This is a genomic window from Streptococcus sp. 27098_8_186 (assembly GCF_041432055.1).
Taxonomy (GTDB): Bacteria; Bacillota; Bacilli; order Lactobacillales; family Streptococcaceae; genus Streptococcus; species Streptococcus dentalis.
Map to the genome: position 1 here is coordinate 83,959 of NZ_JAPVYV010000007.1, position 13,270 is coordinate 97,228.

At 43.7% G+C, this 13,270-nt stretch carries 11 protein-coding genes and 1 pseudogene; 10 read left to right on the forward strand and 2 right to left on the reverse strand.

Annotated elements, in window-relative coordinates:
• Window positions 1-16: 16 nt before the first annotated feature.
• The 5 genes and pseudogenes from O3602_RS07490 to O3602_RS07510 all read left to right on the forward strand — a co-directional run bounded on the left by O3602_RS07490 (window position 17) and on the right by O3602_RS07510 (window position 5,444).
• Entirely contained in the window at window positions 17-280 is a 264-nt protein-coding gene (locus tag O3602_RS07490) for a type II toxin-antitoxin system RelB/DinJ family antitoxin (RefSeq protein ID WP_009732165.1), read from the forward strand.
• Window positions 273-551: pseudogene (locus O3602_RS07495) on the forward strand (type II toxin-antitoxin system YafQ family toxin). Before O3602_RS07490 ends, O3602_RS07495 begins: the two are co-directional and overlap by 8 nt.
• 17 nt (window positions 552-568) lie before the next feature.
• Window positions 569-718, forward strand: a complete 150-nt coding sequence (locus O3602_RS07500; protein ID WP_003013786.1) for a hypothetical protein — start codon at window positions 569-571, stop codon at window positions 716-718.
• A 150-nt stretch (window positions 719-868) separates the two neighbouring features.
• A complete protein-coding gene (locus O3602_RS07505) occupies window positions 869-3,721 on the forward strand; it encodes an AAA family ATPase (protein WP_042759858.1) in 2,853 nt (950 codons plus the stop codon).
• A gap of 481 nt (window positions 3,722-4,202) precedes the next feature.
• Entirely contained in the window at window positions 4,203-5,444 is a 1,242-nt protein-coding gene (locus O3602_RS07510) for an aminopeptidase (RefSeq protein WP_024056306.1), read from the forward strand.
• 202 nt (window positions 5,445-5,646) lie between these two features.
• Here O3602_RS07510 and def read toward each other — a convergent pair whose 3' ends face one another.
• Together def and O3602_RS07520 are read right to left on the reverse strand one after the other, a co-directional pair.
• Window positions 5,647-6,261 carry a peptide deformylase gene (gene def / locus O3602_RS07515; protein WP_003004253.1) on the reverse strand — a complete coding sequence of 205 codons (615 nt, stop codon included), beginning with the start codon at window positions 6,259-6,261 and terminating at the stop codon, window positions 5,647-5,649.
• 60 nt (window positions 6,262-6,321) lie between these two features.
• Window positions 6,322-7,008 carry a cyclic nucleotide-binding domain-containing protein gene (locus tag O3602_RS07520; RefSeq protein WP_151379137.1) on the reverse strand — a complete coding sequence of 229 codons (687 nt, stop codon included), beginning with the start codon at window positions 7,006-7,008 and terminating at the stop codon, window positions 6,322-6,324.
• A 145-nt stretch (window positions 7,009-7,153) separates the two neighbouring features.
• On the opposite strand from O3602_RS07520, the gene O3602_RS07525 reads away from it, so the two are divergent.
• The 5 genes from O3602_RS07525 (at window position 7,154) to rpsO (ending at window position 13,140) form a co-directional block, all read left to right on the forward strand.
• Window positions 7,154-8,317, forward strand: a complete 1,164-nt coding sequence (locus O3602_RS07525; protein ID WP_151379138.1) for an MFS transporter — start codon at window positions 7,154-7,156, stop codon at window positions 8,315-8,317.
• A gap of 106 nt (window positions 8,318-8,423) precedes the next feature.
• On the forward strand, window positions 8,424-9,575 hold the full coding sequence (locus tag O3602_RS07530; protein WP_003013735.1) for an MFS transporter: 1,152 nt from the start codon (window positions 8,424-8,426) through the stop codon (window positions 9,573-9,575).
• A 2-nt stretch (window positions 9,576-9,577) separates the two neighbouring features.
• A complete protein-coding gene (locus tag O3602_RS07535) occupies window positions 9,578-10,306 on the forward strand; it encodes a pseudouridine synthase (protein WP_371611450.1) in 729 nt (242 codons plus the stop codon).
• A 219-nt stretch (window positions 10,307-10,525) separates the two neighbouring features.
• A complete protein-coding gene (locus tag O3602_RS07540; protein WP_371611451.1) occupies window positions 10,526-12,592 on the forward strand; it encodes a Cna B-type domain-containing protein in 2,067 nt (688 codons plus the stop codon).
• 278 nt (window positions 12,593-12,870) lie between these two features.
• Window positions 12,871-13,140 carry a 30S ribosomal protein S15 gene (gene rpsO / locus O3602_RS07545; protein WP_003004251.1) on the forward strand — a complete coding sequence of 90 codons (270 nt, stop codon included), beginning with the start codon at window positions 12,871-12,873 and terminating at the stop codon, window positions 13,138-13,140.
• Window positions 13,141-13,270 lie beyond the last annotated feature (130 nt).

Consider the following 13,270-nt stretch of genomic DNA (forward strand, 5'->3'; position numbering starts at 1 on the left):
GAAAGAAGGTGAGAAGATGTCAAAGACGAGCATGAGTATCCGTTTGGATAGCGAGGTTAAGGAGCAGGCCCAACTGGTGTTCAATCATTTGGGAATGGATATGACAACAGCTATCAACATTTTTCTTCGTCAGGCTATTCAATATCAGGGCTTACCTTTTGATGTTCGATTAGACGATCATGGGAAGTTGCTTCAAGTAGTAACGGATGTAGAGCAAAATCGGAATATGAGTCAACCCTTTGAATCAGTCTCAGACTTGATGGAGGACTTGCGTGCTTAAGATTCGTTATCATAAATAGTTTAAAAAAGATTTTAAGTTAGCAATGAAGCGAGGTTTGAAGGCAGACTTGTTAGAAGAAGTCTTGAATTTTCTGGTTCAAGAAAAAGAACTTCCTGTCAGATATCGTGACCATCAATTGACCAATTCCAAGCATTTCCAAGGTGTTCGGGAGTGTCATATCCAGCCGGATTGGCTTTTGGTTTACAAAGTAGATAAGGACGAATTGATTTTAAATTTGCTGAGGACGGGAAGTCACAGTGATTTGTTCTAGAAACAAAGGAGGAGAACATGAAGTTAGAAATTTTTGCAGAAGACAAACCAGCTGAAAAAGTCTTTGAGTACAAGCTAGAGGTGGCAGACAATGTGCTGCTCCTTTCCACCGCCCTGCTCTCAGGAGCAATTGCTTTAGCCGGCTTATTTTCAGCCTTGAAAGATTAACTGACAGCCTCTATTTTTCTTTTGAAAATAGAGGTTTTTCAGTCCTTTCAGATCTGATAAGTGTTTTCTTTGGCACTGGATTGTGTTACAATTTTTAGTAACGATTGTTTGTGACAAGGAAATAGAATAGATGAAACAAAGGAGAAGAGCGTGGCAAGATATTTAGTAGGGCCTTACAACAATAGTTGGAACTTTATGGATGCGGTTGAAAAAGCGCAGGATGGAGATACCATCGAGTTTGAAAATGGATATGTGTTTCAATGGCCGACAGATGAGGTGATTGTGATCAACAAGAGCCTTCATTTTGTGGGGCATGTGGTTCCAAATCCAAATGGTAATGGGCGCATGTTTAACAACACGATTGAGGCTTCTTTCCGATTTGTAGAGGGAGCTCAGGTGACATTTGAAGATCTGTGGTTTAAAGTTGGTGGGAACTATACTGCCTTGACCTTATGGAATGAGTCAGCTATCACCTGTAAACAGGTCTATTTTGAAATCACCACTCCGACAAATAGTGAATTTTTTATCTATATGGATACGCATTCGAAAATGACATTGGATGGAGTTGGGATGAAGGTTCCGGAAAAACACCAAAGTGTCATCGGAATGTCAGCATCAGAATTGTCCATTCAAAATTCAACGATCTTTTCTAAGATAGATCTGTCAGAAGGCTCTAAATTGACCTTAGAAAATGTCCATATTGAAAAATTTGGGAATAATACGATCCATGCCAAGGACTCAGAAGTGATCGCAAAAAATTCAACGATTACAGGCGGTGATCTGGAAAAGGACTTTCCACCAGTTTGGTTGAGGAATGTCATCTGGGAGTCTGAAAACTGTAAAATTGAGTTGCCTACTGGAACTGGAGTCTGTCTTGACAACAATGTTCAATTCAATTCGGATTCGGATCGTATGACCTCCATCAATTCATTTAATAGTATGATCCGAGCTCACCAAGCTACATTTACAGAGTTTTTATGCGTCTATGAAGAGTCCTTTGCTTCCCTGACTGGGGAAACGACCTTCTTGAATGAGAATGCCCAAACCATTTCATTTGGCGTTTTTGATGATGGTGTGCTGATGGCTGAGCATATGATTTGTCATAAGATTGCGGATCCTAATATACGGCTTCAAGGTGGAGCCTTTGCGAAGGTGGGCACCGTGACCTATAGGCAGGGCGATGCGCGTGATCTGACAAAGGAAATCGAGGATGACTGTGACTATCTTGTTGGTAGAGAAGTGGCGAAGGGCAATGCGCAAGTCGTTCCTACGGGACAGACGACGGATGCAACGGTGGCTCCAACTACCGCAAGAGACTCTGGACCAGAGAAGAAACAAGATGCTCTTCAAGAACTCAATAGCCTGATTGGTCTTGAAAAAGTCAAACATGAGATCAAGAAAATGATCAACATGGTGGAATTTAACAAGAAACGAATCGCCAGTGGCAAGGCTCCTGAAAAACAAACCCTTCACGCTGCCTTTATGGGAAATCCTGGTACAGGGAAAACCACTGTGGCACGTCTATTGGGACAAGTGCTTTTTGATGCAGGTGTTCTCTCAGGGGAGGAATTCCGTTTCGTGGAAGCAACGGAGTCCGATCTGATCTCTTCGAATATTGGAGGAACGGCTGAACAGACCCAAGCCCTGCTTGAAAAAGCGCGAGGAGGCATCCTCTTTATTGATGAAGCCTATAGCTTGGATAAAAAGGACAGCGGTGCGGACTTTGGGATCGAGGCGATCAATACCATCCTCAAATTTATGGAGGACAATCGTGACGACATCATGATTATCTTTGCCGGCTATACCAAGGAAATGGAAGAGTTCTTAAAGACCAATCCAGGCCTTCGTTCTCGGGTACCAAATAATTTCATCTTTGAAGATTTCACAGGAGATGAGATTGTCCAACTAGGTGAAATGATCCTAAGCAAAGGGGACTACAAACTCGAAGACCGGGATTACTATGCGCGGCATGTTAAGCGGGCTTATGATGGCTCGCTAGATAAGAGCAATGGTCGCTGGATCCGTAACCTGGATGAGCAATTGACCAAGACCATGGCAGATCGGGTGGTGGCCCAAGGTTCTGACGATATTGAGACCATCCTCAATAGCGACATCGATGCTGTCCTTAACCAAGGTAAGTATCAAGCAGGAGCCGACAAGGAAGAAGATGGGATGGCTGCCCTCAACCGTTTGGTTGGAATTGCTAAGGTGAAAGAGCAAGTCGAACAATTCGTGGCCATGGCTGAGTTCAATCAAAAACGGGCTGAACAAGGTGGTATCGTCGAAGACACGACCTTGCACTCTCTCTTTCTTGGAAATCCTGGTACAGGGAAGACCACCGTGGCCCGCATTTTGGGCAATATCCTCTTCCAAAAGGGGGTTATCAAGCAGAAGAAATTCATCGAAGTTTCGCGGAGCAATCTGGTTGGAGGCTACCAAGGTCAAACAGCCTTGAAGACGCGCGAAGTCCTAGAAAGTGCACTGGGTGGAGTCCTCTTTATCGATGAGGCCTACACGCTCTATACCGGTTTAAATGATGATTTTGGGAAGGAAGCCTTGGATGAAGTCCTCAAATTTATGGAGGACCACCGTCGCGATATCGTCATTATCTTTGCCGGTTACACGAAAGAGATGCACGACTTCTTGCAGGTCAATTCAGGTCTGCAAAGCCGGATCCCAACTACATTTGATTTTGAAGACTACAGCCCAGATGAGATCGTGGAGATCGGTCTGTTAGGATTGCGTAAGCAAGGTTACCAAGTCAATGAAGACCTTTACGGAGAGATTGTGAAAGGAAATTATATGCGTGCCAATGACCATAGTAATGGTCGCTGGGTTCGCAATCTCAATGAAAAACTCTTGCGCCAAGTATCAACTCGGGTAACCCGTGAAGGTAGTACAGACTACAATTCCATTTTGGATCAAGATTTGGAAGCCTTGAGAGAGAATAGAAGTTCTGAACAACCTCATACCGTGGATGATCAAGGCTATGTTCTTCCTTAAGTTGAAGACAAAGTCTTCTTAGAAACTTTCCTTAGGTGAGTACGGACGTCAGCGAACTTCTACGAAGTTCCATGACTAAATCAAGATACAAAGGGCGTCTGCGGATAAAGTCAAAATAGGAAGTTTGACGCAGAATCTTTCGATTCTAGGAAAACTTATCTTTTTGACACAATCCGCAGCCCGTGTTCAATTCGTATTGAGCCCCTTTGCTCTTTAATTTCTTGGCTCAGGCTAAAACAGTTTCCCAAACTGTTTTACTCTCAATAATTCCGAGTGCCTGAAACTATTAAGTTTCAGGCACTTTTCTCACAGCAGAAAGTTTCGGTATTTCTTGATTCGTTCTAAAAAGAACTCATTTTTATTTCTTTTCAGAATCACTTAACCTATTTTATATTAAAAAAGGTTGTTTACGTTCAAAAAGAATTCTACATGGACTTATGGTATACTAGGAGAAGATTATTCACTTATGAAGGAGAATGCAATGGTTTTACCAAATTTTAAAGAAAATCTCGAAAAATACGCTAAATTGTTAGTGGCGAACGGTATCAACGTGCAACCTGGCCATACCTTGGCTTTGAACATCGATGTGGAGCAAAGAGAATTGGCCCACTTGATTGTGAAGGAAGCCTATGCCTTGGGGGCACATGAAGTGATTGTCCAATGGGCAGATGATTTTACTACCCGTGAAAAATTCCTCCATGCACCGATGGATCGCTTGGACAATGTGCCTGACTACAAGATTGCAGAGATGAACTACCTCTTGGAACACAAGGCTAGTCGCTTAGGTGTGCGTTCATCTGATCCAGGTGTTTTAAACGGTGTCGAGGCAGAGAAGCTTTCTGCTTCTGCTAAGGCTTTGGGCATGGCCATGAAACCAATGCGCATCGCTACTCAATCTAACAAGGTCAGCTGGACCGTTGCTGCTGCAGCGGGTTTAGAATGGGCGAAAAAGGTCTTTCCAAATGCGGCTAGTGATGAAGAAGCAGTGGATCTCCTGTGGGATCAAATCTTCAAGACCTGCCGGGTGTACGAGGAAGATCCAGTTAAGGCTTGGGAAGAGCATGCAGCTATTCTCAAGAGCAAGGCAGATACACTTAATAAGGAACAATTCTCAGCCCTTCACTACACAGCACCAGGAACAGATTTGACTCTTGGCTTGCCGAAGAACCACGTCTGGGAATCTGCGGGGGCTATCAATGCCCAGGGCGAAGGCTTCTTGCCAAACATGCCGACAGAAGAGGTCTTCACAGCTCCTGACTTCCGTCGTGCAGAAGGATATGTAACGTCTACAAAACCGCTTAGCTACAATGGGAACATCATCGAAGGCATCAAAGTGACCTTTGAAAATGGAGAAATTGTGGATATCACAGCTGAAAAAGGCGATCAAGTCATGAAAGATTTGGTCTTCAAAAACAAGGGAGCGCGTGCCTTGGGTGAATGTGCCCTCGTCCCAGACCCAAGCCCAATTTCCCAATCAGGCATTACCTTCTTTAACACTCTCTTTGATGAAAATGCCTCTAACCACTTGGCCATCGGAGCAGCCTATGCAACCAGCGTAGAAGGTGGTGCAGAGTTCACAGAAGAAGAACTCGAAGCAGCCGGCCTTAACCGCTCAGACGTCCACGTCGACTTCATGATCGGTTCAAGCCAAATGGATATCGACGGCATCCGAGAAGACGGCACCCGCGTCCCGGTCTTCCGTAACGGAGATTGGGCAATATAGGGAGCAGGACAGAAATCGGTAGACGCAGTCTCGATTTCGTAGTCCTGCCCCCGCACAGTTGATTAGGAAGTACGAGTACCGTAGGAAGGAGTAGTTCCAATCAACCACTGCGCCGAGAGACAGAAATCGGTAGACGTAGTCTCGTAAAAAAAGTAAGGTAGTAGTGAATCATCACTACTACCTTACTTTTTTGTCAGTTACGCTATTCTAATATCAAAAGTCCTTCTTTGATTTCAAATGGGTTGTTTGGGTTGATGCGGTCATAGAACATGATGCCGTTGGTGTGGTCGATTTCATGTTGAACGACGATGGAGTTGTAGCCTTTGAGTTTGATGCGTTTCTTTTCCCCATCTTTTGTGAAATACTCAACAGTCACGCGGGCATGGCGAACCACATAGCCTGGGACGTTGCGGTCTACAGAGAGACAGCCTTCCCCGTCGCCAAGAGCCGCGTCTTGCACAGAATGGGCGACAACCTTTGGATTGTACATGACTTCTTGAAGGCTATAGGCTTCTTTTGGTGGGTTGCCATCGGCATCTTCTGGATTGGGAACCAAAACAGCGATGATTCGTTTAGAGATATCCAGCTGAGGGGCAGCGAGTCCCACTCCTCCACGGAGGCCAAGTTTTTCAGCCATAACAGGGTCTTGAGAATGGTGCAAGAATTGCATCATTTTTTCACCCAGGATAATTTCCTGATCAGACAAAGGGAAGGTCACGTCTTCTGCAACAGCTCGAAGTGTTGGATTTCCTTCGCGGATAATGTCATCCATATCAATCAAATGGGACGCTCTTGTAACTTTTTCAATTGCTTTCATCGTTTTACTCTCACTTTCTTTCTACCCTCCATGATAACACAAAAGAGCCTAAAATTAAAGTTATCTGTCGACGGTTTCCGCATGTTTAATGGACAAATCATTCATCCTTTTTGCATCTAAAATCGTATAGATCCGTCCTTCTCTTTGGACTAAGCCCTCTTCGATCATCTGCTTGATGACGCGGCTAAGGTGGCGGTAGCTGATCCCAAAACGCAGAGCCAGCTGATTCATCTTGGGCTTGAGGGTCCCATTTTCATCGCAATGTTCCAGAAAATGCGTAGCGAGGCGTTCCTTGACCGAATAATGAAAGTTAGCAGGAGCTAAATAGTTGATCTGGTGCAATTTCTCAGCTAAGGTCTTGGCCGTAGAGCGCAAAAAGGTTGGATCAAGTAGGAGGCGCTTCTTAAAGTGCTGGGCTGGGAGCTGAACGACTAGCGAGTCTTGGTCTGCAATGACCGATGTGATACAGACCCGATCGAGCAGGAGCTCAATCTCTCCTAAGAGTCCAGGTTTTTCTTGGATTTCAAGGATGGTGTCGCTGCCATTCTCAAGACTGTGGATAATCTTGAGCCGGCCCTTGAGAAAATAAGGAATGACATCTTGTTCAGATCCTTGGCGGCAGATATACTCTCCAGCCTGATAGAGAACGAGGTCCAGCTGACTAAGACAGTCGCCTGGAAATATCTGATCCAATTGGTAGTCTGTGATGATTTCCTTGAGTCTTGTAGATGGGGAAATTTTTTTCATCTCAACCTCCTAAAATAGGACAAATGTCCTATTTTTCTCTTTCTAAATTGATTATACTAGGATTCTATTGAAAATTCTAGTTTGAATCTTTTCTAAAAAAACTAGTAAAGTCAAATGTTACCAGTAAAGTGTAGGAAATAAAAAAATGAAAAAAACAATGGAAAGAATCAGTCTCTTGAGCTTGTCGCTTATGCTGATTTCATCCTTTTCAATTACAGCCGGTTTGCCAGCTATGAAGGCCTATTTTAGCCACTTAGGATATTCAGCAGGCCAGGTGGAACTCTTGGTTTCCCTGCCGGCCTTTGCGGTAGTGGCCATGCTCTTTTTAAATAGCCTGATCGAGCGGTGGATGAGTGAGCGCCAGATGATTGTCGCAGGGCTCTTGCTCTTTTCAACTAGCGGGCTTTTGCCTTTGGTCGTGCAGGACTATCCTCTCATCTTTCTGAGTCGTTTTCTCTTTGGTTTGGGGACAGGAATGATCAATGCCAAGGCTATTTCAATTATCAGTGAGCGCTACTCAGGCAATGACAAGACCCGGATGCTGGGCTATCGGGGGTCTGCTGAAGTGGTGGGATCTGCCATCTTGACCTTTATTGTTGGACAACTCTTACCCCTAGGCTGGCCAGCGATCTTTGCCGTATATGGAGGTGGTTACTTGATTTTACTCCTCTATATCCTTTTTGTCCCCTATCCTAAGGAGAAAAAACAGGCTAGCTTGAAAGAGAAAAAGAAAGGTTCCGCACGCCTTCGCGCCCCTCAATGGCGTTTTAGTCTGATGCTAGCCGTGATTGCTGGTATCATCATTTGTTTCAATTCCATCATTAGCCTGCGCGTGCCGGATATCATTGTTGACGCTCGTATGGGAACGGCGACAACAGCTGGAACAGTCCTAAGTCTTATGCAATTGACAGGGATTGTAGCGGGAGTGGGATTTGCTAGTTTGACACATGTTTTCAAAAAGAACTTGCTCATGATCATGTGCTTTGGTTTCAGTCTAGCGTTAGCCTTGATTGGCTTGTCTGGACAGCTGTGGAGCCTGGTTCTAGGAACCCTCTTGGCCGGATTTACCTACAGTACAGGAGTAACCAGTATCTTCTATCACTTATCTGAAAAAATTCCGACTAATCTCCTGAATCTTGCGACCTCGCTTGTCTTGATTGGCTGCAATCTCGGATCAGCCCTCTCTTCTTTCTTCATCCAGTTGGTGACGCCACTAGCTCCTTCCAATCATCTGCTCTTTGTCTTGATTGGTGCTTTGATGCTCCTAACAGGAGTCTTCGCCTCACAATTACTAGCACGAACGAAATGAATTAAAAAATCATTTCGTTTTTTTAATTCAATCTATTGCGTCCTGTCACTAGCTCGTGTTATCATAGGAGGAGTGTGAAAAAAAGAATAGTTTAAAGGAAAAAATAATGAAAAGAATCATGGAGAAAGTGAGTATTCTCGCGCTTTCATTTATTTTGACGACCTCGTTTTCGATTTCGAGTGCGCAGTCGGCCATGTTTGCCTATTATAAGGGAATTCCTCACAGCATGATTGAGCTCTTGGTCTCGCTTCCTTCTGCAGGGATCATGGTTTCACTCATCTTCAATAAATGGATTGGGCGCCTATTTTCAGAGCGTCAGATGATTGTGACAGGCCTAGTCGCTTACGCTCTATGTGGCTTTATTCCCTTAATCAGTCCAGCCTATCCAGTTGTCTTTTTGTCTCGGATTATTTTCGGGATGGCGGTTGGCTTGCTCAATGTTTCTGCCATTGCCATTATCAGTGAGCGCTATAAAGGAAAAGAACGTGTCCAAACCCTTGGCATTCGGGGTTCTGCAGAGGTTGTTGGGACAGCTGTTTTGACCTTTGGAGTGAGTCTCTTGATTCGCTTTGGCTGGCAGGCTGCCTTTCTCGTCTACGGTATCAGTATTCCAATCTTACTTTTGTATCTCTTATTTGTGCCATATGGATCTACAACGGAAGCAGTGGAGGAAAAACACAAGGATTTGAAGATGACGGGGGGACAATGGCGGACAGCGCTCGGCTTAGCAGTTGTTGCGGCAGCGATCGTCTTGTCCAATGTCATGATCACCGTTCGGATTCCAAGTGTGGTCGAGCAAGTAGGGCATGGTACTGCCCAAACTGCTGGGATTATTTTAGCAGCCATGCAATTTGTTGGGATCTTGGCAGGTTTGGCCTTCTCGCCCTTGACCCAGCTCTTCCGCGATCGTTTATTATTGGTTTCGGGTGTAGCTTTTGGTATGGGCCAACTGTTGATCGGCGTCTCTCCAAATCTGTTGATTCTTGCCCTTGTAACCATCGCTTCTGGCTTCGCCTACAGTGTAGCCTTGACAACGGTTTACAATGTCTTATCAGATAAGATGCCAGCAGGGGTCTTGAGCCAGGCAACGTCCATGGCGGTTTTGGGATGTAGTACAGGTTCGATCGCAACGACCTTTGTCCTTAGTCTATTAGGGATGATCTCATCTGCTCCAGCCTTCATTTTTGGATTTTCTGGTATCCTCATGATCCTGATTTCCTTTTTTGGCCTTTGGATTGTGCGAAAGAGCGGGAAGTAATCATGCGTCTAGATAAATTTTTAGTGGATTGTGGCGTGGGGAGTAGGACCGAGGTCAAGCAGCTTCTCAAGCAAAAGAAAATCGTAGTGAATGGAAAAAAAGTGACAGCAGGGAAGCTACAGATTGATCCAGACAAGGATCAGGTGACCTTTATGGGAGAAAACCTGGTCCATGAAACCTTTGTGTATTATCTGCTTAATAAACCAGCTGGGGTTATCTCAGCGACTGAAGATGACCATCACCAAACCGTACTAGATCTATTGGATGAGACCGCCCGTCACAAGGAAGTCTTTCCTGTCGGACGCCTGGATATCGATACCCATGGCTTGCTGCTTTTGACCAATAATGGGAAGCTCGCTCATGCCATGCTTTCGCCGAAGAAGCATGTGTCGAAGATCTATCGTGCCCAGGTGGCTGGGATCATGGATGAGGCAGATGTGGCCCGGTTTGAAGCAGGCATTGCCCTCAAAGACTTCACGACTTTGCCTGCGAGATTGCAGATCTTAGAGGTAAATGAGGCAAACGCTAGCTCCTATGTCGAAATTGAAATCGCAGAAGGAAAATTCCATCAGGTCAAGCGCATGATCGCTGCCTGTGGCAAGGAAGTGGTGGATTTAGAGCGGATTTCTATGGGACCTCTAACGCTAGATCCAACTCTTCAATTGGGAGAATGGCGGAGACTCCATCCTTCTGAACTCAACTCCCTAGAGGTATTCGGAGTTCCCTTATAAGCAAAAAAATAAGCAGTCTGATTTATACAGACTGCTATTTTTTATTTGTATCAATAAAATGAACTGAAAAGACAAAAAAGAATTAATTTGCTTGTGATATCAAAGCAAATTGTTTATAATGAAAAAAGATAGGTTGTGTGGAAATTCACAATATGTAGTGATAATTTTTTTGCTCGCGTACTTTATCTAGTAAACGCAGAAAAAGGAGAAAAATCGTTTATGAAAAAGTGGCTCTATTCTGTTGTAACAACAGTTGCCCTATTTTTACTAGCGACTTTAGGATTTGCCAAACCCAATAGTCTTGCTAAAGTCCATGCGGATACGATCAATGATGTTGTGACATCTGTAAACATTTCTAAATCAACTGGTGGAGCGATTACAGATCCACTCGGTGTTTGGGATAGTTTTCAAGTTGAGGCAAATTTTGTTTTACCGAATGGGCGTGTAAAAGCTGGGGATAAGACCGTTATCCAACTTGGAGATGACTTTAAGGTTTTTGAAATAGATACCATTGACCTTTTGGATCCAAGTGGTCAAAAAGTTGCGACAGCAACAGTAGATGATCAAAGAAAAATCATCACAGTAACCTATACAGATTATCCTGAAAGAATGGCCAATGTAACAGGGAAACTGCGTTTCTTTGCTCGTGTGGATCACCAAGTCGTCAAAGGACAAAAAACGATTGATTTCACTCTCAAAGTTAATAAGGATATTATTTCAGGTGGAAAGATCGATTATAAAGGAGTCAATCCAGGCAAGTATCCTCCGACTCCAGAAGTCTTTAGCAAATGGGGATGGACCAATTCATATGATAAATTAAAATTGACCTATACCTTGAATATCAATCAAGGCCACACAGCCCTTCATAATATTGATATTAAGGACAAATTAGCTTTCACTGATGGCAAAATCAAGGTAGATTCTGTTAACATCCATACAGGAACTTGGAAGATCAGTGATGGAGATGGTGCCTATCATCTGCGGAATACTACAAATGTAACCAAGAATTATTCCCCTGTTGTCAGTGCTGATGGTCGTTCTTTAACCGTTCATATCGGAGATCTAGCTCCAGAACAAGGGATGACCATTCGCTATGATGTCTATTTGGACAAGATCCCAGCCATCAATACATCTTACAAAAACAATGCTACTATGACAGCCAAAGAAATCAAGGAGCAAAATAAGGTTGCAGACGTTCTGTATCAGTTCCTTGATGGAGACTTCAATGGTGAGAAATACTCATTCACTATTCACAAAAAAGGTGAAAATGGTCAAGCTCTTGCAGGTGCTGTCTTTGCTGTGACAGCAGATGATACAGGTGAGCAAGTGGGAACCATTACGACAGATGAGAATGGTGTTGGCACCATTACTGGTTTGATCAAACAAGCTTATACGGTTCAAGAAATTCAAGCTCCAACAGGCTATGTTCTCTCTGAAGAACCTATCAAGATCAGCAAGGATGATTTTGGAAATGACCTCGCGATTTCTCGTGATCTTGTGAACCAAAAAGAAAAAACAAGTGTCTCTGGCCAAAAGACTTGGAATGACAATGACAACCAAGATGGCAAGCGTCCGTCAAAAATCACAGTCGACCTCCTAGCAAATGGAGTCAAAGTTGCTTCTAAAAAAGTGAAACCAGATGCAGCAGGAACTTGGGCTTATCATTTTGATAATCTCGATGTGGTCGATGATGCTGGAAAGGTCATTGCCTATACTGTTTCAGAAGAACCTGTTGAAGGCTATGAAACAACTATTGAAGGAACCAATATTACCAACACTCGTACACCAGAAGTTACAGAAGTAGCGGTCAAGAAGATCTGGGATGATGCGGACAATAAAGATGGTCTTCGTCCTGAAAAAATCACAGTTCGTCTCCTTGCAGATGGTCAAGAAGTAGCTGTAAAAGAAATCACAGCTACTGATAATTGGCAGGCAAGTTTTACGAATCTACCCGTATACAAGGAAGGTAAAAAGATTGCCTACGCTATTACAGAAGATCCAGTAGCTGGTTATATAACAAACATTGATGGTTTCACGGTAACGAATCGTCATACCCCACCAACAACACCTCCTACCACTCCACCAAGTACACCGCCAACGACACCACCGACCACCCCACCAAGCATACCGGAAAAACCTGAAACTCCAACCATACCAAAAGAAGGAAAGAAAAAAATTCTCCCATCAACGGGTGAAGTAGTGTCTTACGGGTTGATCATACTCGGTGCACTCTTAGCAGTTTTTGCTCTAGTTTTGCTCTTGCGTGGAAAACGGAAAGATAAATAGATTTATATAGTTAAAAGGCAAATATTCTAAAAGATATTTGTCTTTTAAAATATCTTGCATAAGGAGTGATTTCATTAAGCTATCCAAATTATTTAGCTTCTTTTAAGAAAAGAGAAAAGCTCTTCCCTTAAACATTCACCTTGAAGGAAATAGAAGTATTTGACAGAATGATGAAATCTTGGTAGAATGAAAAGGTCGAATAGACAACTAACTCTTTCTTGGTAGCAGGATATGCCAAACCTGCCACTCGGATAGAGCATAAAGAAAAGGAGCTTATCATGGCAATCTCAAAAGAGAAAAAAAATGAAATCATTGCACAATACGCACGTCACGAAGGTGACACTGGTTCAGTAGAAGTACAAGTTGCTGTCCTTACTTGGGAAATCAACCACTTGAACGAACACATCAAACAACACAAAAAAGACCACGCTACTTACCGTGGTTTGATGAAGAAAATCGGTCGCCGTCGTAACTTGTTGGCTTACCTTCGTACAAACGACGTTAACCGTTACCGTGAGTTGATCAACTCTCTTGGACTTCGTCGTTAATCTTGCGTCTAAAACGTTTCTATACTTCGTTGACTTCGCCTCGATGTACCATCAGTACAATCTTCGGCTCGACGCCTTGTCTAGAAACGTTTTATCCAGCAAGAATGGAGCCTTCTGAATTCAGAGGGCT